This window comes from Salmonella sp. HY31, from assembly GCF_042604575.1.
Lineage (GTDB): Bacteria > Pseudomonadota > Gammaproteobacteria > Enterobacterales > Enterobacteriaceae > Salmonella > Salmonella diarizonae.
Genome location: NZ_CP170479.1, coordinates 2674408 through 2699632 on the forward strand (window position 1 = coordinate 2674408; position 25225 = coordinate 2699632).

The following is a 25225-nucleotide window of genomic DNA, read 5'->3' on the forward strand; positions in this document are numbered from 1 at the left end:
GTCTGTTCAATTTAATTTGCAGCATACTTTAACCCTCAATTACCTGAAATGATAAATTGTATTACTGGCCTTGCATCATAAAATGGCATTTTGTACACTTCAGTTTTTTGACCTCTATGTGTCTGACACACGCTATAAATTGAAAAGCATGAACTTATTAACGAGCCAAATGCATCAATCCGTTGCTGTGTATTAGCCTGCGGCTCGGGGAGAAAAGGTATCACTCCTGGATTCGACACACTGCTTATACTTACATAATCGGTATTTATTGTACTTGTACCATCCTTTATCTGACCTGTTGAACTATCATAAACGAGCGCCACAGCCTTTTGAATATTTTCCGGCAAAATAGACAATGTGGAAACATACTCACTTTGTAATCGTATCATGCTTTTTTCATAAGCATTAAAGTGACCGCCTTGCGATTCCAGGTAGTTGACGGATGGAGTCAAACTGTAGAAATTATTGTCTGCGCGAATTTTATATCTGTACAGATTACCTTTGAATTTTGAATGAGAATAGTACGCTCTGGCTATAGCGTATGTTTTATTAATATCTGATGTCGTTACAATATAACGACTGTCACTACTTCCACCAGCACACGATCTTCCACTGATCAATTGCTGTAGGTCCCGATTATATCCAAGTAGAGAGAACCCATCACGAAAAATAACATCCGGTGGATTTGGATCTACACGATAAACAAAATCTATCGCATAGATATCAAAACTGGCTATTATTAAGGTCAGTAATATTAACTTTTTCATTGTTCCACATCCCTCTTACTCTTACTCTTAGGCTTACCAGGGCCAAAGCAGTCGGTTGCTGCGCTGCATGACGATAATCCCACGAGGGCATTTGTTGAAAATGTATTTACAAAGGGTTGATTTGTCCAGACATTATGATCATAATAAATCCTTACAGATTGTTCGGTGACGTAAAAATACCTTGCTTGTTCTAGGAGCACTTTAAAAGAAGGAGCCCATACACTCTCATTTGATACTGAGCATGCAATAAGAGGAGTACTACGACTACCATCGGCTTTAACCGCTTTTATGCAAAAATAAGCGCCCCCATCGATCTGGCCAACATGGAACTCACTGATAACTTCGTGTGAAAAATAACCAATGTTTTCGTAATCTCCCGTCCACTCAGCGCTGGCGTTGAAAGAACAAATGAGGCTTAATAACGCACAAACAGAGGTGATTTTTTTCATAATACTTCCTCTTAGCTTAGCCAAAAATATTTAAAAGCAGGAATTACTATTACGAATAAACTATTATATCAGTTTAAATTCGTATATGATGGCATTCTTAATAGCCAGGAACTCACTTTACATCTTCGGCTTCACAGGTCCGAAACATTCAGATGTACTACATGAAGAAAGTCCAACAAGTGCATTGGATGATAACGCTTCTATAAAGGATTTATTGCTCCAGACATTTGGTTGAACATACACTCTTATAGAGTGCCCTGTAATATAAAAATTCCTTGCCTGTTCTAACATAATATTAAATGAAGGTATCCATTTAGAATCATGTGAAAGTGCACATGCTATAATCGGTGTCCCTTCTCCTGATTTTTTAACTGTTTTTATGCAAAAATATGCACTGTGGTTAAACTGACCGACATGAAAATCAGAGATAACTTCATCAGAATAATAGTTTATAGAACTATCTCCTGTCCATTCAGCCCACGAACTCAAAGGCCATGCTGTAATTAACAAAGCACAGACAGAAAAAATCTTTTTCATATTAACACCTCACACCTTTATAAACAGAACGAAGCTTGCATTTATTCATTGTGTATCTACCGTGCTCTATTAGAGTTAAACAAAACTATCATAACTTACTTCAACAAAGAGTCACTAGCACAGACTCCTCTCTTCTCATGTCAAGAATAACCATTCATACTATACTATCCGCACATGAAACTTTCACAGCTAATAATAAGCCAGACCTATTTCCATTATTAAAAAATATCACCACCAACACTTTTATCTTCATAATAATAATAAAACAAATTAACCTCTGGTAATGATGAGTACTTATGACAATCGTCTAACATTTTAATTATTAAGTACTCATACAAACCGAAATCTATATATTTCATTTTAGCGTTCGAAAAAAGTGCCTGTGACGGACATTATGCCGAGGCACTGAATACTGCATTCTGGCGGGATCTGGCGTGTTACCAGTTCATTTCTGTGGGGTAGGTATAAAACTAACCCATGCCAGTCGCATTTGCCGGACGACACTGACAGGGCGCACCTGACCACACCCGGCATCCATGCCGGATGTTCACCATTTACTCTCTGTCTTCTCCCTGTACTCCCGGTTACGCCATTAACAATTACGATTGGATATTGCATGGTGATTACCTTCAAAAAAGAGATCACTGTCTCACCAAAACAGCCACACCCGAGCGCACCATGCTGCGATGGCGTTCTCAGCGGTCGCTTTTGTGAATGGTCTCGGGGTTGAAATACGTGGTGAGTGCGCGATGAAGTGGATAAGAAAAAGTCACACTAAATCCGGGGCCTTTAGGTGCCAGACAAGCCAGGAACTTACTCTGGATGTTGAAGTAATCTACCTTGAGCAAGTGCTATGACAATGTCATAAGATCCTTGCCTGTCTTTGTAGCAAGTTTTGTCCACCAACTCGGCTTTGCTGATTGTAGGTAAATCTAATATCAGATTAGCAACCTGGATTGCTCTCTGGTACAGCTTTCCTCCTTTTTTCTCCTCATGCCGTGCTTCTATGCCCTGTAGATAGCCGCAATCAGCCAGGGTGAGAAATGTTGCTCTCGGGCATCCCTTCTTTCTTGAAGATTCACTTTCTTTTCAGCAGGGAGAATTTGGCAAATGCACCAGTACCAACGTTGTATGCAAAGGAGTAGAACGCCGCCCTTTCGCTTTCGGGGATACTGACCTTAATCAGTGGATCAATGCGGGCTGCGACCAGTGCAAGGTCTTTATTCAGTAGCGCATCACATTCCGCATCGGTGTAGTACTTGCCTGGAACGATGTCTTTTCCCGTATGCCCGTCGCAGACTGTGAGTACGACTGCCACATCGCGATAGGGTTCGTGGCGCCTGCCTTCCAGATCGTCAAGAAGCGCCGCCGCTATCACTATTGCCCCCGCGCCACCAGCCAGAAGGGCTTTTACTTTATTCTTTAGAACTACCATCCCCCTCCTGAATCTTTAACCGCCGCCACTGAAAATAAAAATTCGTTAGAAATGTCAGCGTACCAAAAATAACGCCACTAAGAATTCCAATTGCCGCCCATTCATCAGGAGTAAATGAGTCGAGGACGGAATAAAGCGTTGTGGCAAAAGACACGCCGTATGACACTCCCGTGGTCATTTTGTCCATTATCATAACTTCCCCTGTCCGGGAGACTAACTATCCGGGTATCGGGTGAGTGGAAAAAGAAAAGGCTACCGAAGTAGCCTTTGATTTAAATAATGAGTGAGTATTGCAGTGCCGGGCGCTACCCGGTGAGTCTTTGGCTGGTTACGCACCGTGACTCGCACGATTATCCGTATCAGCAACCATTTACGACTCCCCGAGCCATGTTTTTTAACGGGTGTGGTTTACGCGCAAAACGGGTACTTCATATCGACTTTAGCCATCATAAATCCTGCGATAAGAATCGGTATTCTAAACGATAATCACCGGATTGAATACATGACCCCGAAAGGACAATTCGATATAACTTTATTTGCATTGCAAATTAATCTTTTCCATAAGGAACACCATTAAGAATAATACCAATTTAATTAAAATAACTTGATCTCCCAATTGAAGAATGAATAATAACGAGCCCTGCCAGGGCAGGGCATAGAAATAACTAACGAGAAATAGGTAGGAACAATGAAAAACACCGCTCTGGGTAAGATCATTTTTATCGTCGGCACCGCGTTGCTGCTCGGTGGCTGTAGTGGCATGGCCATGCCACCCTATGCCACCCACGGCACATCGGTCGGCATCATCGCGCCAGCGGGAGGCTATAGCGAGTGGCACACGGATAGCCGCAACCACACCACAGGAGACAGTCACAGCCAGTCACAGGGAAACTGCACCCAAAGTGAAGATAGCCAGCTCAGCAAAAATGGTCTCACACGGACACACCAAAGCAACTGTAACACCCGTAGCCAAACCCACAGCAGTAGCACCAGCAAAACCCGCTCCAGTAGCGTCGGTTTCAGCGTCGGAGGGCCTGTTGGTGCCAGCCTGGGGTTGATCAAGCAGATGGAGTCGATGAACCGTGCGCCTGCTAACGATATGAGTAGTAATGATATGTTCAAAAATTTCGGTTTCTAAGCACGTAACGCTACCTGGTACCGTCATGGTGTCCAGCCCGGCGGCTATCTTGTAACGACTCGCAGACAGCGCAAATTTTGGTTCACAATAACTGCAACTGAAATCGGACGTGGACTCACGCTAAGTGAGAACGAAATCCGACATCCAGACACAAATGAGAAGTTTTTTCATTTGCAGTTATTGTGAGCCAGCCAAAATGGATTGCGAGCCCATTTGCATTTAATCCGAGCTGAAAAATGGAATTATTGCGAGTCGTTACAGCTAGTTGCTCTAACCGGAAGAAGACAGTCTGAATCTAACATCGCTAATTCTATTCCTGATACCCCAGTATACCAAAATGGCGACATTGCATTATTTGAACAAAGAGGAAGTTAGCGCTAGTTTACACAAATAGAATCTCCCTGCCTGTCTGTTATCAACAATATTAGCAAACAGGAGGCAGACTCCAATAAACCAGTGCTAATTTTTTCTGGTAAGAGACATTAATCTATTTTTTTGCCATTTAAAGAGCAACTTATCTAAAAGAAATAGTTTGAATACTTTCACTATCAAAATACCGCCCCAAATAGCCATAACCCAAACAGGCCAATCACTATGCGGCGCATATATATAATTAAGAAAATACATTATTGCACATACAATGATAGCTACTATTATACTTTTTAATAACTTAGCTTCATCTTTTACTCGTTTTTTAGCTTCTGCGATTCGACTATCTAACTCTATACTTTCCGGCAGCGGCTCAGAAGTAAGTTCAGATACACTGACATTAAACACGGAAGCTAATGCGCTAAGTGTTTCTAAACTTGGCACTTCATTATTTTCTATTCGCTGAATAGTCCTTGTGCTGAGCGATGATAACTCAGCCAGTCTTTCTTGAGACCAGGCTCTTTCCAGTCTTAGTTGTTTCACTCTGCTTTCCATAATGGCATACCCTCTGAAATAAATAATCACGGTTTGATTATTGTTGCAGTGCTGACCGTTTATGGCAACGACATCATCATGACACGAACACGACACCAGTATGACAATTTTAATATCAGTTAGTTACAGTCGGTAAGTGACATTTCTACTTTGTGGAATCGGGTGACATTTTAAACTTGCAATAACAAGACGGGTCCCGTCCACGTTGAAACGACCATGAGATGGTTATTTTCGATGGCTATATGGTCAAAACAAACTGAATAAAAAATGCATAGAACAGAGTAAAAATTGCATAGCGTTTTTTCGTAACGAACACGCTGTTTTATTAACTTTCCTCTGAAAGTGGCAAGAAACAAGCCCCTATGATTTGGGGCTCTTCGTTGAGGTCAGAAATTCAACTCATACCAGCGTAGCGCACTTTTTGCGGCCCGTACTAATACTTTTCTTTTCCCCCTCAATAAAGCCCTCTGCAGTCGCCATAAGACGCCGAATTTCACGTTCTGACAGCTCGCGAGGAATTCACCCAAAAACTCCTGGGCCACACCTCAGAGAACACAACAAAGCTCTATCTCGATAAGCGTGATGATAAGACGTACGTGATGCTCAATCTTTGCTGTAAAAGAAATGTTAAACTGAATTTGGATGTGATATAACCAAAAAGGCCAGAATACAGTAATTCGGAAAAATTTCGGATTCAGTGCTGTAAGCTATTGATTTAAAAACAAAAAGAGACCGAATACGATTCCTGTTTTCGCCAGCAAACAATAAAACCAATTAAAATCAATGCATTAAACAAAATTGCGTTCATCTTTTAATCCTAAACACGTACCATTGCATATTAATGCATTCAATTAGTTACCATTTTTTTTCGAGTTTTTTAGAGATATTTTCGGGACTATTTCAGACCAATCCAGGCAGAAATAAACAACCTATAAGTTGAATAATTTCACAGCAATTATGTAAGATTATTTCCGGCTGACTTTCATTCAATTTCGCACTATCGAACGTACGTCAGCCAGCTGCGGCACGTTCTTGCATACGACGTGCCGCAGCTCCTATTATTCCAGCATGAAATCCCTAACCGATTTCAAATCCTCCAGACTGCTCAGCTCCTCTTTCATCCCTCGCTGGCGCTGATAAATCTCGTCATTACGATCGACCTGCGCCTGCGCCATTGCAGTAAGCAGCTCATCCAGTTGTTGCATTGACAACTTTACCTGCCGATTTTCCGCATCGCACCATACCATGGTTTTCCGTGCCGTGACTGATTTTGCTGACATCACCACCGTGTAAAGACGGGCCATCGAATCCGGTCCCCCGTTCCAGCTATGACCGTTCCATTCGAACGTGAACGGCTGCGCCTCCTGTTCTGTACGCCATTCTTCTATTTCCTGACGTTTGGCTGCTTTTACGGCCTCCAGCAGTTCTGGTGTAACGACGAACGGGGTAATCTCACCCCATCTCCCGCTTTGCAGTTCCAGCCAGACTCGCTGCCCTGTCTCTGCTGCATCAGTGGCAGTTGCCGTATACGGAACAGGGGCATCCATGCCATCAAACAACACCTCGCAGTCAATCGCGCCATTCTCAAGATAACGCGCATTTTCAATTCGTTTTATCTGCATCATCTACCTACGCAATACGGACAAACAGACCTGTTATCGAAGTACCGGCACTCACTTTAGTTGTGGGTTCCCCTGACAGTGCCACAAACGTCCCTGCCATTGGATACGCCGAAGGCGGTGCAATTACAATCTGCGGAGTTGAGGTGCTCAGGCCATTATGGCTGTACGGCGCTGTAACAGAAATGGCAGCAAGTCTGGAGCCTGACACACCGCTTCCCCTGAAAATTCTTCCGTCTTCATCCATGTCATTTATGCAGTATGCGGCAAACACGACCCCGCCAATTCCTGGATAACCGTAATTATTGGCTCTTCCGGCGATGGAACGTAGCGTATCCGCAATCCCTGTTTCCCCCAGCTTCAACCTTTCCCAGCCAGTCAGATAACCATTACCTGTTGTCCAGTAACGGTTGTAATAAATATCGCCATTAATACCGTAGAAAATAATGACCTTTACTGTATATCGCGGTTCCGGTGGATTATTGCGTGCCTCAACCCAGCGGATGCTGACCACCCCGTTAAACAACACACCTCCGGATATGATTTTACTGCCACCATCAACAAAATATTCACCCGGCGTGACCTGTTTTACCCACACCAGAAAATCATTTTCTGAGTCAAAGCAGACAGTTTCGTTTGTATTGAATATACGCCCAAAACCGAAGGCATCGGGAAGTGCCATCCTGCCTTCCGTCCTGTCGCGAATATCACTCTGTGGCTCCATTGTGGCCGCCGCGCCCAGCGTGATATCGCCCCCTCCGAGCACGGAATGCCCGTTGATGCGCATAAAATCACAGGCACGAAACTGTGGGATTTTTCCCCAGGCTGTAACGGATATGGCGGCGGCAACGTCGGCCACCGTGACGGCAGATGTCGCCCGGATTTGCAGGCGTCTGATGGCAGCCGTGGCTGCTGTCTGAGAGGTGGTGACCTTTGCCACAAAAGCAAAAAAATCACTCATGGCAAACGTATCAATGCCGTCATAATTTGCCGTGAACAGGTCCGGGTAAGCACTCTGTATGGCGTCCAGGACCTGCCTGCCGTACCGTTCCACTTCTTCCTGTGTTTCCAGCACCCCAAAGCGCCACGGGGCCACAGAAAAACGGTCCTTATCAACAAAACGCCCTTCACCAGGCTCTGCCGGGTAATCCGTCTCGTTGTAATACGTCAGGAACCGTTTTTGTTCAGGTACAAACAACGCAAGCAGGCCAGCCCTGATGGTTTTCATGGCAGCGGTATATTCAGTTGCAGCAGTGGTATCTCCGGCAAGGTCAGCCAGTGTTTTCAGTGCACGCAAACCGGCATAAACCTCTGCGTTATCCTGACAAAAACACTGTGCATAAGCCCGGTCACCGGGTGCAAGATTGTGCTGGAATACGTTTACCAGACTTGCCACCGGATTTATTTCAGCAACGATATTGAACTTTGCCACCTGTTTTATGATTTCCCAGCGGCTGGACCCGCCGATTCCGGCTGACTCCTGTAACCAGGTACTGTCCGCAAATTCAGCAATGCAGGCGAACCAGAGCGCCGGGTAGCTGTCCGTGGAGTCCGGCGCAACAGGGGTATACAAATCCGGAGCCACATCCAGAAAAAAATACTGCCATGCAGCCGGAATTCGGTTTGAGGGGCTTTTCAGGCACTCCAGCACAGCGGAGCCGGTCCGGACAAAATCTCCGGGGGCTACAGAGCTGATATCAGGCAACGTTTCCCCGGTGGTGCCCGCGATATTAACAAAAAAAAGCGTGCCGTTTATTGTCAGGCGCTGCCCGGCTTCATAACGGCAACCGGTCATAAACGGAACCACAAGCCCCAGTCTTAACGCCTTTTCGCAAATTGTCATACGGTCACTGAGGGAAAAGCATTTTCCTTCACTTTCATACACGGCAAGAAACAGAAAATACCAGTTGATACCACCGTTCGCATTCAGGTAGCGCCACAGCCCCTCGTAGCGCCCGCTGTTTATCCTCAACGCCTGTAGCTGACGGTTCGCCTCTGTTACCGAATAACGGGCTGATACTGAAAGGTGGTCATGAATGAATCCCTGCACATGCCCTGCTGCGTCTTTCGCCTCCTGAGCACTCATGGCGGCCGCGGCGGCATTCTGACCGGTTTGTTTCGCATCCTCCGCAGTGGATTCCCTGTCCGCAGCCGTTGCAACTGCATTATTTCTGGCTTCATCAGCAAAACGCTCTGCATCATCACGCGCCGCTGCGGTTGCCTTCACATCCTGTGCGGTCTGCTGTGCACTTCCGGCAGCATTATCAGCGCAATTTTTCGCATTCTGCTCGCTCAGGGCGGCGTTATCCGCATTGTTTTTTGATTCCTCTGCGCTGGATGCTGAGTCATCTGCTGCCTGTTGAGCCTGCTTTACTGCATCTGTAACACTCTGCACACCCTGCTGTACCTGCCCGGCGTTCTGCTCAACTTCTGAGGCCAGCTGTGCAACGCGCTGTTTATCTTCGGCAACGGCTTCTGCATTCTGCTGTACGTTATCTGCCAGCGTCTGGCAGTCGCTCTTAATTTGTTGCGCATCAGCGACATGTTGCCAGGCCTGTCGCTCGCTTTCCGCTGCGGCTTCCGCGCTCTGCTGCGCCTGCGCCACCATTTCCTCAAATCGTTTGACGACATCCGGCTTCAGGTCACCTTCATCGATGGCTGTCAGAAAATCATTCAGTGTACCGGGGGGGTGATTCTGGATAAACCGTGATATGACCAACACAGTACTCGTCGCGCCAGTCCTGTTTCAGATATACGCAGTATTTCCCGGTCTGTGCTTCAAATGAATATTCACCGTCAGCGCCCGTTACCACATCAGCAACTGTGCGCATCACCACTTCTGAGGTGTTTACCCGGGATTTCAGAATTATGTGGCATCCGGACATGGGGATGCCTGCGCCATCAATCAGCGCACCTGATATCACTACAGACATAGTTTTTCTCGCGATAAATTAAATCAGGAAGAGGCTTCCGGAGAGACGGGCCATTCAATGGCGTTATATGAGGTTTTATCAGCGATGGCGCTGAAATCCATCGCCTGCAGCGATTTCGCGTAAATGCGGTACGCTTTCAGCTTCTCCCTGTCTTCGTCACTGATTAATCCCAGCAGCAGGTCTTTTTCCCATTCGCTGGTCATGATGCTGACCCGTTGTAACAGGGCATCGCGCTCATCTTCCGCTTTAAGTTTGTAGTCGAAGACAAATTTATCGTCGCGGTAAAACCAGTAACCAGGCATGGTAATACGGCGGTTAGCGGTAATATCAGGAACTTCAATAACACTGGCGTTACGGGGTTCAATGCCTGTCACATCCTTACCGACCCACACCACGCGCCCGTCTCCGGTGTAAACCATTTTTATGGTGTCACTGGCAAAATTTTTCAGCTCTTCATACCAGTTTTTGTCGTCTTCCGAAAAAAGCCAGGTGATACCATGTTGTTTTGTCATCTGATATTGTTCTGCGGTTTTCGGATTACCCGCAGTAATATTTTTTAAATGCAACATTGTTAAACACTCGCCACGTTATACCAGGTGCCATTAATCAGTTTCTGAAGAGGGCGGTAATACACGCCGCCGATGTTATCTGCCGAATTTCTTCCGGTGTCCTGCACATTAATACCGGATAACCCGTGGCCTGAAGGTGAGCGAAATGTCCAGGATACCTGGTTACCTCCCGGGTTGTAATACATTTCGGAACCATAACGCACATCCTGCACGCCGCCATTTCGCTGCTGATAACGGGCATCGAAATTTCCATAGTTTGATGGGGTCATCTTTCCGTTTACAGCGAATGTGATACTGCCATCGGTATTTCTCTGGCTGTAAAAATGCCAGCCGGAATCATCACCAAGCTCTGCAACTACAGGTCGGGATGAATTACCCCATAAATTAAACGTTGCGTTTTTCGTGGAGTTGTTGGTGCTGGATAACGTGAATTTTTTAGCATTTCCGGCCTGAATATTTTTTAACGCTATCGCCACACCATTCTGGAAACGAAATACATGCTGTCCATTCGCATAAACATCCAGAATGCCGTCGCCGTTTTGTTTTATACCTGTATCGTTATCCCCGAAAGCAATTGAGTTTCCGCCCAGCGCGTTCTGAACGCCGATACCCAGTGCACCATTGACCTGAGAACCACCGCCAACAGACACTTTATGCGACATGGATATTTCGCCCGTCCGCAGATTAATAGTGAACGGACGCAGGGGGCCAATATCGCCATTCTCGCCCTGACCTTCACTGGTAGGGATAAGGTGCAGGCACTCTTCCGAACGACGAAAAATCAGACCAAATGCTTCGTTGAAAATCCTCAGCGCATTAACACCACGGATTTTCAGCTCCCCGGTCATCAAATCACCAGATTTTTTTACATATCGCAGATCAAAATCTGAATAGATATTGCCGGGGTTTATCACGCTGAAATAGCTTTTCTCGCTATCAAGAAGGCAAATAAAAGGAATACCCTTAATGATATCATTCGCCACCAGCTCGGACTTGTTCCCCTTATAAAGTGGGAACGTACCAAGAACCTTTCCGCCTAGTGTTAGTTGAAGTGTCGCCGCGTTGGTATTGTTCTGAACGGGGAAAACGATAATCGGGGTTCGTAGCGTCCAATCTGTACCCTCATTAACAAAAAACGTCGAGGGAAGTTCCAGCGTCAGTGTGTTTGCAGTGCCACCAGCAACACCCGCAATATAATGACCGCTCTGAAGCTGCGCTATCTGTACGAAATAGTTTTCCGATCCACGCGTGGCAAAGTTAGCCACAACGTCATTAAGGGACCAACCTTTCGCGGTTGTTCCTTCCTGCCCACGAATGACTTTCAGCACATCACCGCTTACCGATACCAGGTGACAAATCTCAAATGCAGACTCTTTATTATCGGTAAGAGTAATTTTTGCATAGACGCGTTGCCCGTTCGATTTATTTTCAAAATCGGCAGAAAGCAATTTTGCAAATTTAGCTCCCGTGCCCGGCATCACCGGAATATCAGTCTGAATCGTCGTAATATCACCAGCCAGTGCTGAAACAACGTTATTTCCGAATCCAAGAATCATTTTTGAATCACCGTTGTTGCATAGGAATAAATAAAAGGGAGTTTTACATATTTCTGGTCAATGGCATCTTTCAGAAAATAGCCTATACCATCACCATATTCTGGTATCTGAATAGAAAAAACACTGTCCGATACAGTCATGCTCACATCAAAAGTGTGCTGCAACGGCGGGTCTATTCCGTTTTTCCCATGAATGAACCGTGCCACACGGCGCTTTAACCAGTCAATGCAGAAATGCGAACCGTCAGCCTTATAAAAATTCCAAGTTAATATTCGCTTGAAATAATCATCCGGAACATACGATGCCTGCCCCGGAACATAATTCCGCATTGCCGCATAAGGGATTGTATTGTATTCAATGGTATCGTATGCGCCGCGTGCAATAGCCTCCTCGGAAACCTGTAGTAAAGGCCTTTCAACGCCATAAATCCCGAGAGCAATCCAGTCCAGCAATTGCCCGGTTATTGATTCCGATGTCCAGCATGGCAATGCCAGATTGTTGAGTGAATCGAGGTATTCCTGAGCAATTTCATTGTATGCATCAAAGAACGCAACAACATTCGGATCATCTCTGTACTGCACAAACGGATAAGCAGGGAGAATTTTTTCAGTCAGATATTGCATACTTGTTAACTTGAACCTGTGATGCCACCGTCGAAAAATAGGAATAGGTATCGCCATAAACCAGGCTTGTGTCTTTTGCCGGAGGAACAATATGGCCATTAATGCCAATGCTCACACTGATTGTTGAGATCAACGTCGCATCAACCAACAATCTGACGGAACTGGTAAAAATATCCTGGATTCGCAGCAGATTTATCGGGTGTCCGACTTCAATAGAATTGATGTAATCAGCAACGTTTTGCTGCACAGCCATAGCAATACCCGCCGGATCAACATAATCATCAGATACAGTGTTCCAGGTGATTAGCACCATGACGTTTTGTGATGACGGGATAACGAACGGCACCTGATAAACATCTGGCGAAACGGTTATTGAAACCGTGCGTTTTTCCACTGCCGCACCAGATGGATTGCTAACATCGTTGGTCAGTTTCGAAATATCCGGTACAGATTTGTAAATAGCATAAGCCACATCATACGGATCACCGCCACCAACAACCGCAACCCATTTCCCCAGCGACGACTGCCGGAAAGAAATCAGGTTTTCTCGCACACCGCTTACTGATTTGAGCATCGCTTTAAAGCAATCCGGTGTTCCCTGCACACCAAACATGCCGGACTCCATGACTTCGGCGCGGTAAGATGCCCACGTTTGCGCCTCCTGACCTGGCATCCCTGCGGTAAGGTTCGTGCATTTTACAGGCTGATCTTTGGGTACCGATGTAATGACCTGCGTTACGGTTCCTTCCGGTACAGCCCATGAGCCTGACGTTGTGGCCACACAGTAGACTGGCTCAGTCTGCCCGCTTTCCGGCACCACCGTATCGCGGGAAACTGCATACTGGTAGTTGCCGTTACCGACAACAAATCCTTTAGGGATACCAAACCCCGGCAACGCCTCAAACACCACGTATACCGCCGTATTTGTACTTAATCCCTTCTGTGCTCCATAAATGTTTCCGAGTTGCATAAGTAACGGAATATTTGCGCCGTATGGGCTTACGGAGTTAATAAGGTCCACCCGCGCCTGGTCTATTAATGCCAGCGCCCCGACTGCCGTGCTGGCAAGGTCAGTAATAAGCCCCGCCGGAAGGTTGGCTGTATATCCAGGTACTTTTTCAGCAACTCTGATGATAAGATTTGCAAGCAAATCATTGGGTGGCGTAGGCTGCGCCCCCGCACTGGTCATAGTAATTGGTATTTCTGACATATTTACTCCATTAAAAAAACCGCTTTCGCGGTTTTTTTACTTATTCAACCTCTTCTAAACTGCTCACTCTGGACCCTCGGCGGAAATTATCATCATTTTTAACATACTCGTATGAATCCAGAATCAAACCGGATATGCGAAGTATATCTTCCGGATTAGTTATATGTATCCTTTTACCATCCGTATCAAGTCGAGCTCGTCTTATTTCATTCAACTGAACTTCACTAAGCGAAATAGGTAAAGTTATAAATGAAGATTTTTTATCATAAAATCTTAGCAGCCATCTATTAGTTTTACCATTCAATAGTACACCAAAATATGACTCAGTATCTTTATATTCTATATTATCTTCTGTTTGTATGATTTGTTTTACCCTTTCAAATAGCTCCAATTCTTTGGCTGTGGTTATTATGTTGGGGTTTTCTTCATCAACAATGGCGTTATTAACTTGTGTATCCGTTGCATCATTTTCTTTAGTTTGCTCTACCGGTTGTGTAGATAGCCCGGAAACCACCATTGCGCTAACAGCGCGCTCAACGGCCTGTTTAACTAATGGAGTCACGAACTCAAGAAATCTCTGATTAAGTTGTCTCTCAATATTTGAACGACTAGCAACATATCGAACAAACTCCAGATCAACTTCACGAAGACTAGAACTGATTGTTTTAGTAAATGAATTCAAATAAACACTTTCTTCAGCCAGTGTCCGTAAAGCCTCTGGTTTGAATTTATCATAACGAAAACGAAATAATTGTGTAATATCGGAGTGAGTTAGAGAATCCATTCTTATTTTTAAAAACGGCGTTGAATCCATTATGTTTTTTTGTTTCAAATCCGTAAAAAAACGCCATTCAACACCATTTGTAATGGCTGATATAGTAACTTCCGGTGTTGAATTAAAATATCTTGATAGCTGTGGGCAGTGATTATCAATTTGTTCTGAAAACGATTTCGCCTCAATGAACATCACAGGAACATCATGACAAAATAAAGCGTAATCAACCCGTTCATTAGCCTTAACCCCGGGGAAGTCAGCACTATACTCAGCTTTGACTTTTCTTGGATCATACGGAGTAAAACCAAGAATATCTAGTAATGGCATAATGAGTGCTTGTTTTGTCGTTTCTTCAGTTGTACAAAACACCCCCATTTTTGCAACATGCTCTGTGTGTATTTTTAACTTATTTGCAAAATTTTCCATGCTTGTCTCCTCCATGGTAACAATATGTATTTTGCAAATCCGAAATAATATATGTCAATATGCTCCAGCTTAGAAAATTACTCGCCCCCCTAAAATATCTCTCTACAGCACTCCAAACCAAGGTAAAAGTTTTATCATAAAACTGTGATTCATACCGGCACCTGCGTCCGGTAACTGGTCCCATTAAAAAACACAACATCGATGTTATAGGTGGGGTTATCTGCTCCATCTACCTTTGAAATTGCCAGTGATGCAAAATACCCAGCAAACTGTTGCTGAACCATGTTCACATAGTAGTCTGGGTAAATCTGCTGCACGATGCACTGCTGTGCAGGAATACCGTAATTCGCGTAAAACGGCGACTCCCCCAATCCCAGCTTTAACGTCTGAATGAGCGTCGTCAGCCAGCCGTAGGAGAAATCACCGTTGGCGTCAGATTCTACTGCAACCCATTTTTTGTTGCCGTTCGCGTCGGTGACGCGGCCCCATGTTCTCATCGTGCCCCCATCACTTTAACTAACTCTGTCAGTACTGGTGAAAAGGCAAATGCTAAAGCTACGAGTGCAGCGGTGTAATACATGCGTCGTAAGGTATTGCTTTTTGCCACTAATTTTAAGGCTTTCACAATCCAGTCTCCTCCGCTAAAATTAATCACGGAAGACCTCCAAACATACGTAATCATCCCTTGCGTATTCAAGGTGAGAAACAGAAAACCCCGACTGGGCCAACAGTCGGGGTTTTCGTTTTATGGTTAGAATTTAAAGTGAAATGAACCGGTATTAACCAGGATTTGGTTTCTTCGACGTAATCGTGCTGCTGCCGCTTTGAACACCAGTCACATCGTGGCTGTGGCCGCTGACGCTCACGCCGTTGATAACTGCATCCATCTCGACATTAAGAGGACCAATCAGCGAAGCGGTTGTATCCTTCATCTGGGCTTTGTCCTGGACGATCGGTCCGTTGAGGTGAATTTTCCCGTTCAGGAAAATATCTTCGGCCTCGAGGTAAACAGCTTTCGACTTTTGCCTGATTTCTTCCAGAGCCACCATTACCGAGCTACTGCCGTCCTCTGTTTTGAGGATCGCGCCATCCGGACCGTACAAAACGATTTTTTGCGGATCTTCGTCGGACCACTCCTTGTTTGCCAGTGGCACGAAAAACAGGGGAGTGAGCGACATCGAGTAAGAAAGCGTTGCCATACCGGTTCCCAATCCGGACACACCGCGCAGTGATACATCAGCGGCAATTGTTACTCCTCGATCGCCCGGCTGTATCGGGTAACGGATATACGGGAATGTGGCGACAGGGATTGTTATCTGCGGGAAGTTGATCCCCTCCGGCAGCATATCAAACTGAACTGTCACTATTTGCCCGCAGATATCGACAACATGGCAGGGCAATTCGCGGCCTTTAAGCTCGGCTTGCTGGTTACCAGAACTGGTCATCATCTCCGACAGTGTTCGGAGAAACGGTAATTTTTGAGCGTTTGACATTACACCCTCGCCCAGTTCTCAGCATATGCCTCAAATACCGTCACCCAGGCATCGCCATCGGCTGTCAGATACGAACCAATGTGTCTGACTGATTTCACAAGAAATTTCCCGGTAAACGTGGTCGAATTTTTTGCGATAACGCTGGGTACCGTTGTATTAGCCATCACAATCGACGCAGCGCCAGAATATAGCCCCTCCGGCAGTTTAACCACATCACCACATCTGATATCGCCTCTCATAGGACATTTGAAACTGACGGTAAACGGCGCTATCCATGTCGGCTGCCCGACCAGTTCATGGGCATGAATTGTTTTTGGCTCACCCCACTTTGCTGACGCGTTATCGTAAATTCGTATTCTGTCGGAAAGAATACTGATGGCAATTCCGCTGTATTTCTCATCGCGCATCATTGCAATTGAAGCACTACGGAGGACCATAGCCAGCGAACCAATATCTTCGTAGGTTCCATTCCACGGTTCCGGCAAAACCAGGTTGTCGCTGACTGTGCAATCAATAAGTTTATTGGGATATGCTTTTTGCAAAGCGCGGACTAAAACATCGCCCACCCTTTCCCCTGCTTCCCCCTGCCCCTCAATTGAAAAAGGTTTACCGTCATCGGTTTTGCGTATGCTTGGATTTATTACCAAGTTTAAAGTCTGGTTCGTGCCGATCCAGTTGGCATAGGCCAGATAAATTTCACCATAGATTACCTCCCCCTGTTGATCCTTATTTGCCAGTGGTAACCCCTGAACAAAGCCTGCTTTCATACGTACCAGACAACCCTGCAAACTTACGCTTTGCTTCAGCATGTCAATTGGTAATCCATAGATCGTCAGCATCGTACCCGAACAGACTACATCCAGGCCGGTTACTTCAAAGTCAAATTCAACATGCAACCCACATCCTGGTGTTTCATTGGTATCAAAAGGTCCAATGGGTTTTCCATTGCTATCCACTGGCGGCTTGCCTGTTTTAGGATTAATAATTTCCAGTCGGTAATAACGCATTACGAAACCTCAAACTGATTCGTACTTTTGCGAAAAACAAGTTTCCCCGGTGAGCAAGGCAGCGCCAGATTGATGTCGTAACTGTCAGGTGACGCGATCAAAGGCATGTATACAATCACGTCGCCTGAACTGTCTTTCAGTTCCAGGTAGTAACGATTTGCATACAGATTAAACGGAACGCGGGCGAATGTTTCATATTCTCCGATTCTGGCCGTGAACTGAAATGGTCCTCGCCCGTCAGGTTTGAAAGGAATTAACGTTGTCATAAGCCAAAACCAAACTCCTGCACGACCTGGTTCTTAATACCTGACCACGATAGCGCCCCGTCTGACGGCATCCCTTTATCAAATTTATCCAGAACGCTCGCCAGCGTTTTTACCGTTTGTTCGACAGACGACAATGGTTGCTCAAACTCAATCTGCCAGGTGTGCTGAACCTGCTTGTTCTGCTCAGAGAAACCGGATGTATCGATAAACGACCGCATCAGACAGCGCGTGTAGATGAAAGATGGCGTCATTACGGTGTAACAACCGCCATACTGGTTATGCATATCGAGCGCCATTTTCAGCGCCGTGAATGTCATCCCCTTAGTGATGTAGCCACCGTCCTCCGTTGATGCCGGACGGATCATCTGCATGACTACCCGGTTAGGCTTCTTGACGGTCGCATTCGCTGCCGTTACCTGGTTATAGAAATTCAGGTTGCAAATATCCTGCTGAACCAACGTTGTCCCCGCCATCGGGGTAAATGCCGCCATCGAGCGTGTACGAATCTCGCCATGCAGCAGACCGTTCACAATGCTTAGGCCTTCGGTCAAAACAGCAATCGGCATCACCCCGCCGGGAATTTTCGACGCTATGCCATCAACTAAAAGAATGGGCGATACTTCAAACGCCAGTTTGAAAGCTTGTCCAAAGTAATTAAGTGACATGGTTTACCCCGGTATTTGTTGCATTCCGGCGAGTTGTGCCAGTATGTCGGAACCTGGTTTTTGTTGAACGTCGAGCCTGATTACCTGAGAAGTATTATTTGGTGAATATACGTTTCCCCGGTTCATTGCCAGCGCCCGCATCACATCATCGCCACTTACTGCACGAGCGGCGTCCCCATTTTCATGGTTAATAATGCCCTGAATTAGCTTTCTCATTATCTCAAAATTAGAACCATCGATTTTCTCCTTAACACCTAATCCGGTGTACTGAGAGAGATAGCTTTTATAGGACGATGTGTTATTTCCATCAGATGAAGGGGCATAAATATCAATAATCTGATCAATCGTATTTTTGCCGCGTTTCAGGTATAGCATTACCTGCCGATCTAAGGCAGCAATGCCTTCCAGCATCGTCGGGAAGCTGGCAAAACGGGCATTTGGCCCCGATTCCAGGGTAGCCCCTTTTTGTCCTGCGAAATTAAGATTTCCGGGATTGTTATTCCTGATCCCTCTGGATAAATATGCAGACCTGTTTACTTGATTTGAAAATCCCTGCAATCCTCCAGGCCAGACCTTACCCGGATTGTTTTTTTGCCACTCCTGCACTTCGTTAAAATAATCAAAGTTGAAACGCCCCTCCAGCCCTTTCATTTCCTCACTGGTGGTAGGTGTGTCATTTGTAGGAATAGCCAATCCAGCTACTGTTCCGGCTGTAGCCCCAAGAAGACTTCCACCAACAACACGGGCGGCAACTCCGGTCGTTGTGGCTGCCACAGCACCAACTCTCGATGGTCCAGCAAGTACTGCGGCCCCAAAAAGCCAGGGATGTTCAACCGCAAAACCAACAAACCCGCTAAGTGCCTTAACAACCTTTGCAACATTTTCGGCAAAATTATTCAGGTCGTTATTAAAATCCGGGCCATTTACATACTTACCAAGTTTATCCAGACCTGTTTCAACATCAGTCAAAATTCTTTTAAAGTTCTCACCGTTAAGGAAATTTAGACCAGCATTCTTTACACCATTAGATATTCTAATTAGCTGTACAGAGTTACCCGACATTGCCCCCTGAAATCCGCTGGTAAGTTGATCCCAGTTATTTTCTAAGTTGCTGGTAAGATTCTGATACTGGCTTGTATGTCCAGAGGTGAGCAACGAGTCATTCTGAGAAGCTCGCGATAAAAACTCTTTGTTGAGTTCAGGTATTTTGTCCTGATATTTGACTAACTGGTTAGCAATACCAAAATTTACCCATCCAAGGCCACGACCTCTGAGCATGCTCTGAGTAAGTCCGGTTCCCTCATACTCCTTTGCAAGAGCAGCAACTCTTTCTAACAATACAGGAAGATTTTCTGCTGCCCCTTTTTTAGGATTTATCCCTAATCCAATTAGCCCGTTGTAGGCAGGATGCTGAGTGTCATTTTGCGCGGCTGCCAGTGTATTGAGCAAATTACCAACACCGGAAAAATAAGGCGAATAAGTGCTTTCTGCCGCCTTTAACTCTCCTGGAGTTGCCTGCAATTCATCAGCATTTTTCTGTTTCTCTACAACATTACGAGCCATCATGCCAAAGCCAAACGGCCCGGCAACGCCCATAACCGCAAGTTTTGTCCCCCACGATACGGTGGTTTTAAACAGGTTGTTTAATCTCGAAGTGGTCGTCCGTAGCGTAGAATTGATCTGCTTGTAAGTTTTCAGCGTCTGTTTGGCGTTTTTCCCCAGCCCGCTGAGGTACTTATCAAACATCGTTTCGCCGCGACCTTTATAGTTGCTCACCAGCGAATCAGGTGTTTTCCCGCTGCCAACAAAGCGCCATTTTTCATCCCTTAAACGTCCATCAGTGGAAGCAGCCAGAACTGGCGCGGGTGAAGATGGTTTCCTGGGAGCCTGATTGGCTTCTCCGCCTGTGGTTGTCTGCCAAGAGCCACCTCCCGGACCGGTATTTGAAGGTATTTTAAGCGGCGTACCGGCAGGGCCAATCATCAGTCCGTTGCGATACTTTTCAAATATCGCCTCAAGCCGCCTGAGGTGTTCTTCATTAACATCCAGCGTCAGAACTGGCATCTGGTTACCAGCCATCACAATACTCCTGCGGGATTTTTGAATTTGAGCAGCTCACGAAACTGAGCTGCTGTTTTTACATTTAGGCCGGAATCTGCACAGATGTCTCTGAATCCGGCTCCGGCTGAGTAGTCGAGGATGTCGCTGATGACGTGTTCGCCGTCGCGCCAGAACTGGCGGCTGATTTCAATGTCGGCAATGAAGCGATCCATTCCGTAAGATTCAATAACGAGCATTGAGTGCTCCATACTCCATTGACCACATCCATAGTCCCCTTCGCCTGCTCCGGTGAATTTATCGACGAGACGCATGTAAAAAAAATGAGCTCACCCGCCACTTCATCCAAATCAATGATTTCACGCTCCAGCGCCATATCGAGAGGGATTGTGTCGTAGCCTTTACCCTCCACTGGGTAAACAAGGTTTGCCAGGCGAATGACCTCATTAACAAGTGTATTACGGACCCCTTTATCACCTTCCCAGATATTAGAATCACGCGAGATCCGCTCCAGCATCAAAAAAGCGATACGCGGACCCGCAACGACGCCAAGACCTTCTGAAAAAATGGCAGAAAAAGTTTTACTCAGAATGAAGAAATGCTCTTTAAACACCTCTTTGCTGATCGGCGTGGCATGGATCCAGCCATTACCCTTTTCTGTCCGGACAGGAATAATCAGGTTTAAATTTCGCGCGATTTTCATACCAGATCCCACATTTCAGAGTTGATGTAATACGTACCAGTAATGGTGATGGCCACACCCGGCTCGCCCCCGGCGAAGGTCATATCCTGCACGTTGGTGATCGCCGTGTTATAGATATCGAAATCACCGAACACCGTGCTGTCGCTATACACTTTTGCGTCGCCGATCGTGGCATTCTTTTCCCATTGCGCCTTGAATTGTTTTCCCAGCGCCTGGCTACGCAGCAGATGAACACGCGCCTGTAAAATCATGTATGGCTGCGGCGACTGCACGGCTCCCGTCATAGCGGGTAAAAACTCCGTGATATTGCCCTGAAAGGACAATTCGACGCCTTCTTTTGCCAGAAATGAGGCGGACACATTCAGTTCAGAATGGGAGGTGAATTTAACGCTGGCGCGAACCCGGTTAAGGGTGCCAACGGGGATCATTGGATTAGGCACGGTTCAGTCCCTCACGAAAGCTGCATTGTCACATTGATGTTAAAAATGATTTCGACAAATCCGCGCATCGGCGTATAGGAGGCCGAAAGGCCTGCATAACGCCCGATACCGTAATCATTGGGATTAGTGTTGATATACTGGCGGAAAGGCACTGCATCGACGACAGGCTGACCGTTGACCAGGCCGTAAGATACGCCCGTATTGAACACCGCCTGTGCGACCTGCTGTAGACGGTCGATCCCGTCCTGGTTGTAGTAAAGCGGGTTAATTGAGTTATTGCTGCCGTTGATCACCGTGTTGGCGAGCTGCATATCGACATTAATCTGCACCCAGTCCACGGAATACCAGTACGTCATATCGTTACCGTCACTGGTAACGCCTTTCACCAGAATCGTGTTGGAAATTCCCCCCTCAGCCCCCGTGTCGACGTAGTTAATATTCTGCTTCGTCATCGTGACCAGAATTGAATTTTTGCCCGTGTGGGCGTTTACCGCCTGTAGATAGCGAAATGCCATCGGCGGCACCTTGTTGATTTCTGAAGGTGATGCGGAAACATAGTTCCACATTACGGCTGCTGCCGCGTTTGTCGCCGGGTACGTATCATCCGCCGTTGCAATAACCGACTTAATACCGGCATAAGGCGAAACGTAATTCGTGTCGTCCGGCGTTTTCGTCAGCACGAAGAAATACTGCATCGCTTCGTTGGCGGTGTGGAGTTTTGCCAGACTGATAAACTCTGCGTCACCATCCCACGGCTGCGGCACCAGATACGCATAAAAACGCAGGAGCGGATCTTCCATATAAGCTTTCAGTGCAGCGATTTCCTTACTGACTCCACCTTTCTGTACTCCCAGCTCCAGCAGGTAAATCCCAACTGAATTTCCCTGGGCAAAAAACGTGTTTACTGCCGTCACCAGATTTTCACTGCCAACAATGGAAAACTGCCCCAGTGTCACTGGCGAACCGGAAAGCTGAGAATCAGCAATCGTCCAGGTCAGTGTTTTTTCATCCGTGACGGTAGCAGTATATTCGCCATTCCACGCGTCGGGCGAACACCCGGAAACAACAATTTTCACCTCAGAACTGTTTTCGCGTCGGATGTTGCTCCCTTCCGGAAGCGTCATCGTAACGGTGACGTTTGCCGCAGATTTTCCTGCAGCAGCCGCCGACAACGCAGCAATCGGATTTCTTACCAGATCGTTAATATCCTGATTACGGGTGAGTAATACAGGCTTTCCCGGCTCATGAGTCGTGGAGCCAAACGAGAGAACAGCGGACATCTGCTGCAAATTCGAGGGAATGGCCCAGATGGTCTGGGACACATTCACCGTGACGATATTAAACCCCATTATTTAACCTCATATTTACAAATGACTTTTTCAATCAACTGCCGGGATATTTCCCGGGCGGTGCTCTGGTAGTAATTCACGTCAAAATCGACAATCTTTTTCTTCGCCAGAGCGTTGATTTCAACCTGTCCCGACTTTGCGTCCTGAACCACCGGAATATTGGTTACACCAAACTTTTCCTCCTCCAGCGCCCTGTTCACCACCGAGTCGACAAGATCCAGCGCCATTTTATTGCTGAATCCATAAAGCGTCAGGCGAACCGAATCCTGGACGAGCTGGAATCGCTCACCACCGAAAACAACGGGAGCCACCTGCAATGGAATACTGTTGCGAACATCCACCGCGATATACGGAGGGCGAAGGTTCTGCGGTACCAGGTAAGACGGATACACGGTCGCGGCATCTTTCATTTGCAGCCAGATCGGGATGCTGTTGGATATGATCTGCTCGTCGCTGATATCCTCCTCGCAGTCGATAATCTGGGAACGCATGGTTGGCAAAATCGCCATGCCGCGATAATGAAAAATACCCGACTGCTGATAGCGGCTCTCCATTCGAGAAAAAGCGAACTGGACGCCGCCGTACTCACCGAGATAGATCGCATCGGGATTTTCCACATTAAAATCATCAACCTGCTGAACAGGCGTGAAAATAATGTTGTTCACATCCTTCGAGACAGACTCGTCCTGAATCGCAATAACCTGACGATGCAGGCTGCCTTTGATTTTCAGACGAGTTGGTGACTCAATATTCAGGCGACACAGTTCATCGCAACTGATGATTTCCGCATTAACCCAATAGACAAAGCCATCCAGCGGCAGAACCTGCCGGACATAGAGCCTGAACGTGATTTCCTGGTCTGACGAGATGGTTTCAACTGCGGATTTAAGAACGGACGAGAGCTGCGAACTGTGCTGTTCGGCTAATTCCTCAAGACTCGGCATTATTATCTATCCACGCTATAAAGCTGCCCTTAAACAGGCCGCCGTCTATGAATGACGGACGCCGCTCTCCGGTATATTTGTCCTTAAGCCTGGAGTTAACGCCCAGTAGCGCGGCCTGAGTTGGCACAGGGTTTCCGTTAATCGTCATCCCGGCCATTTCTTCAGTTTCAAGAAAAATATGGAAAATCTTCCCGGTCCCTTCCAGAAAATGCTCGCCAGGTAGCGGAGCCTTATACTTGAAGTGATTGACCAACTGGTACGCCAGTTCAGTACCTGCCTCCTGGATAATCTCGTCCTTATGCATTTCCCAGAAGTGCGTAAAAATTTCGTATCGCTCCTCGAGGTCACAGGCTACGTCAAACGTGGTTTTTCCCGGTTCGTCGCCGTAGTCATACGGCTGGTCGATAACCCCAAAACAAAGTTTCATGGCGTGTAACCCCATACCGTGCCCATCTGCATCAGCACCGCAACAACCTGTCGTCCATACGGATCCTGTAACATCTGCAAATCCAGCAAAGACAGATTACTCAGCGCATCGCTGATGGTGATCGAACCCGATGTCCCCTGGTCTGCAGCCGCACTGACAAGCCCGGTAGCCAGTTTCCCAAGGTTGAGTTTTTTTCTCAGGTCGGCAAACCACGAGCCGGGAGCGAAATTCAGGAGAAATGAGGCGGCAGCGTTATAAACCGTTCGCACATAGATGATGGGTAAACACTCCAGCCCCTGCTCATGAGGGATTAGCTCCATCGCAGACTGAAAGCAACATTCCAGCGTCGGATCATCGTCAGCAATAGCGTGAACCGGTACTTTCATGTCGTCACGAACAAAGCGAATAAATCCCTCCAGTGACGGACGCAAGGTCATTATTTTTTAACCTTAATATTTCGCTTTGTGCTGGGCGGATTTTCCTGTTCAGTGTTAATCGCTTCCCCGGTGATTTCCATTTCAATACCACCCGGTTGAGGTTTTTCGCCACTCTGAATCACTGCCTGATCCACTGCGTTATTCAGCGATACGGCGCTGGCTGCGAGAATTTCTTCTGACAGGGATTCCAGATTTTCCGTTTTCTGCTCCGCGCAATCCTCAATGCGACCGACGCTCACAGGTTTATCGATGGAATAGCAGATACCGGAAAAATTCTTGTCCACCTTGTCACAACGCTGGAATCCGTAAGGCTCATGCTGTCGGATGATGTGGTCGATAATATCGGACTGATTTTCGATCATATGCTGACGTCCGGACGGAATTGTCACACCGAACGACTGCGTTTTTTCGGGGAGTTTGTAGTTGAACGTGTGCGGCTGACGTGAGCAGTTAGCGATGTAGAGCTTCATAAATT

General features: G+C 46.5%; 26 protein-coding genes and 2 pseudogenes. 1 reads left to right on the forward strand and 27 read right to left on the reverse strand.

Annotated elements, in window-relative coordinates; all coding sequences use genetic code 11:
• Positions 1 to 35: 35 nt before the first annotated feature.
• The 6 genes and pseudogenes from artA to ACE15A_RS12655 form a co-directional block, all read right to left on the reverse strand.
• Positions 36 to 767 carry a pertussis-like toxin subunit ArtA gene (artA, locus tag ACE15A_RS12630; protein WP_053507859.1) on the reverse strand — a complete coding sequence of 244 codons (732 nt, stop codon included), beginning with the start codon at positions 765 to 767 and terminating at the stop codon, positions 36 to 38.
• The gene (locus tag ACE15A_RS12635; RefSeq protein ID WP_053507858.1) at positions 764 to 1216 is read right to left on the reverse strand and encodes a subtilase cytotoxin subunit B; all 453 of its coding nucleotides are present in this window, start codon (positions 1214 to 1216) and stop codon (positions 764 to 766) included. The genes artA and ACE15A_RS12635 overlap by 4 nt, the downstream gene beginning before the upstream one ends.
• A 117-nt stretch (positions 1217 to 1333) precedes the next feature.
• A complete protein-coding gene (locus ACE15A_RS12640; RefSeq protein ID WP_072158639.1) occupies positions 1334 to 1753 on the reverse strand; it encodes a subtilase family AB5 toxin binding subunit in 420 nt (139 codons plus the stop codon).
• Between the two features lie 813 nt (positions 1754 to 2566).
• Positions 2567 to 2788, reverse strand: coding sequence for a DUF6979 family protein (locus ACE15A_RS12645; protein ID WP_371113465.1), 222 nt, complete (start codon positions 2786 to 2788; stop codon positions 2567 to 2569).
• A gap of 49 nt (positions 2789 to 2837) precedes the next feature.
• Positions 2838 to 3188 (reverse strand): annotated as a pseudogene (locus tag ACE15A_RS12650) (lysozyme); the annotation flags it as partial.
• Complete coding sequence (locus ACE15A_RS12655; protein WP_345964928.1) at positions 3169 to 3381, reverse strand: phage holin; 213 nt, start codon at positions 3379 to 3381, stop codon at positions 3169 to 3171. The gene ACE15A_RS12655 and the pseudogene ACE15A_RS12650, both read right to left, overlap by 20 nt.
• 495 nt (positions 3382 to 3876) lie before the next feature.
• Here ACE15A_RS12655 and ACE15A_RS12660 point away from each other — a divergent pair, with 495 nt between their 5' ends.
• A complete protein-coding gene (locus ACE15A_RS12660; RefSeq protein WP_023245926.1) occupies positions 3877 to 4326 on the forward strand; it encodes a hypothetical protein in 450 nt (149 codons plus the stop codon).
• A 459-nt stretch (positions 4327 to 4785) separates the two neighbouring features.
• Here ACE15A_RS12660 and ACE15A_RS12665 read toward each other — a convergent pair whose 3' ends face one another.
• From ACE15A_RS12665 to ACE15A_RS12765, 21 genes and pseudogenes are all read right to left on the reverse strand, one after another.
• A complete protein-coding gene (locus ACE15A_RS12665) occupies positions 4786 to 5238 on the reverse strand; it encodes a helix-turn-helix transcriptional regulator (RefSeq protein ID WP_319792437.1) in 453 nt (150 codons plus the stop codon).
• Between the two features lie 1070 nt (positions 5239 to 6308).
• Positions 6309 to 6872, reverse strand: coding sequence for a DUF4376 domain-containing protein (locus tag ACE15A_RS12670; protein WP_053507935.1), 564 nt, complete (start codon positions 6870 to 6872; stop codon positions 6309 to 6311).
• A gap of 2527 nt (positions 6873 to 9399) precedes the next feature.
• Positions 9400 to 9802, reverse strand: a pseudogene (locus ACE15A_RS12675) (prophage tail fiber N-terminal domain-containing protein); the annotation flags it as partial.
• Positions 9803 to 9825: 23 nt separating this feature from the next.
• The gene (locus ACE15A_RS12680; protein WP_053507855.1) at positions 9826 to 10371 is read right to left on the reverse strand and encodes a tail fiber assembly protein; all 546 of its coding nucleotides are present in this window, start codon (positions 10369 to 10371) and stop codon (positions 9826 to 9828) included.
• Positions 10372 to 10373: 2 nt separating this feature from the next.
• Positions 10374 to 11927 (reverse strand): hypothetical protein, encoded by a 1554-nt coding sequence (locus ACE15A_RS12685; RefSeq protein ID WP_064055950.1) that lies wholly within the window; start codon positions 11925 to 11927, stop codon positions 10374 to 10376.
• Positions 11924 to 12550: a hypothetical protein gene (locus ACE15A_RS12690; RefSeq protein ID WP_053507853.1), complete on the reverse strand. Its 627-nt coding sequence runs from the start codon at positions 12548 to 12550 to the stop codon at positions 11924 to 11926. The genes ACE15A_RS12685 and ACE15A_RS12690 overlap by 4 nt, the downstream gene beginning before the upstream one ends.
• Positions 12534 to 13760 carry a baseplate J/gp47 family protein gene (locus ACE15A_RS12695; protein WP_380910790.1) on the reverse strand — a complete coding sequence of 409 codons (1227 nt, stop codon included), beginning with the start codon at positions 13758 to 13760 and terminating at the stop codon, positions 12534 to 12536. The genes ACE15A_RS12690 and ACE15A_RS12695 overlap by 17 nt, the downstream gene beginning before the upstream one ends.
• A gap of 40 nt (positions 13761 to 13800) precedes the next feature.
• Positions 13801 to 14961 carry a type I restriction endonuclease gene (locus ACE15A_RS12700; RefSeq protein WP_000426902.1) on the reverse strand — a complete coding sequence of 387 codons (1161 nt, stop codon included), beginning with the start codon at positions 14959 to 14961 and terminating at the stop codon, positions 13801 to 13803.
• A gap of 149 nt (positions 14962 to 15110) precedes the next feature.
• Positions 15111 to 15458, reverse strand: coding sequence for a hypothetical protein (locus ACE15A_RS12705; protein WP_001261327.1), 348 nt, complete (start codon positions 15456 to 15458; stop codon positions 15111 to 15113).
• Between the two features lie 282 nt (positions 15459 to 15740).
• Positions 15741 to 16454 (reverse strand): phage baseplate protein, encoded by a 714-nt coding sequence (locus tag ACE15A_RS12710; protein WP_000063620.1) that lies wholly within the window; start codon positions 16452 to 16454, stop codon positions 15741 to 15743.
• Positions 16454 to 17461 (reverse strand): hypothetical protein, encoded by a 1008-nt coding sequence (locus tag ACE15A_RS12715; protein WP_053507852.1) that lies wholly within the window; start codon positions 17459 to 17461, stop codon positions 16454 to 16456. The genes ACE15A_RS12710 and ACE15A_RS12715 overlap by 1 nt, the downstream gene beginning before the upstream one ends.
• The gene (locus ACE15A_RS12720) at positions 17461 to 17727 is read right to left on the reverse strand and encodes a hypothetical protein (RefSeq protein WP_000209263.1); all 267 of its coding nucleotides are present in this window, start codon (positions 17725 to 17727) and stop codon (positions 17461 to 17463) included. The genes ACE15A_RS12715 and ACE15A_RS12720 overlap by 1 nt, the downstream gene beginning before the upstream one ends.
• Positions 17724 to 18392, reverse strand: coding sequence for a hypothetical protein (locus ACE15A_RS12725; RefSeq protein ID WP_000056327.1), 669 nt, complete (start codon positions 18390 to 18392; stop codon positions 17724 to 17726). The genes ACE15A_RS12720 and ACE15A_RS12725 overlap by 4 nt, the downstream gene beginning before the upstream one ends.
• A gap of 3 nt (positions 18393 to 18395) precedes the next feature.
• Positions 18396 to 20471, reverse strand: coding sequence for a hypothetical protein (locus ACE15A_RS12730; RefSeq protein WP_053507851.1), 2076 nt, complete (start codon positions 20469 to 20471; stop codon positions 18396 to 18398).
• Positions 20472 to 20535: 64 nt separating this feature from the next.
• Positions 20536 to 21153, reverse strand: a complete 618-nt coding sequence (locus ACE15A_RS12735) for a hypothetical protein (protein WP_000684992.1) — start codon at positions 21151 to 21153, stop codon at positions 20536 to 20538.
• Positions 21150 to 21581, reverse strand: a complete 432-nt coding sequence (locus tag ACE15A_RS12740) for a hypothetical protein (protein ID WP_000613368.1) — start codon at positions 21579 to 21581, stop codon at positions 21150 to 21152. The genes ACE15A_RS12735 and ACE15A_RS12740 overlap by 4 nt, the downstream gene beginning before the upstream one ends.
• A gap of 23 nt (positions 21582 to 21604) precedes the next feature.
• On the reverse strand, positions 21605 to 22942 hold the full coding sequence (locus ACE15A_RS12745) for a hypothetical protein (RefSeq protein WP_053507850.1): 1338 nt from the start codon (positions 22940 to 22942) through the stop codon (positions 21605 to 21607).
• Entirely contained in the window at positions 22942 to 23886 is a 945-nt protein-coding gene (locus tag ACE15A_RS12750; RefSeq protein ID WP_001139505.1) for a hypothetical protein, read from the reverse strand. Before ACE15A_RS12750 ends, ACE15A_RS12745 begins: the two co-directional genes overlap by 1 nt.
• Positions 23873 to 24313, reverse strand: coding sequence for a hypothetical protein (locus tag ACE15A_RS12755; protein WP_000762302.1), 441 nt, complete (start codon positions 24311 to 24313; stop codon positions 23873 to 23875). The genes ACE15A_RS12750 and ACE15A_RS12755 overlap by 14 nt, the downstream gene beginning before the upstream one ends.
• Complete coding sequence (locus tag ACE15A_RS12760) at positions 24310 to 24750, reverse strand: hypothetical protein (RefSeq protein ID WP_053507849.1); 441 nt, start codon at positions 24748 to 24750, stop codon at positions 24310 to 24312. The genes ACE15A_RS12755 and ACE15A_RS12760 overlap by 4 nt, the downstream gene beginning before the upstream one ends.
• Positions 24750 to 25220 (reverse strand): hypothetical protein, encoded by a 471-nt coding sequence (locus ACE15A_RS12765; RefSeq protein WP_000780861.1) that lies wholly within the window; start codon positions 25218 to 25220, stop codon positions 24750 to 24752. The genes ACE15A_RS12760 and ACE15A_RS12765 overlap by 1 nt, the downstream gene beginning before the upstream one ends.
• Positions 25221 to 25225: the final 5 nt, after the last annotated feature.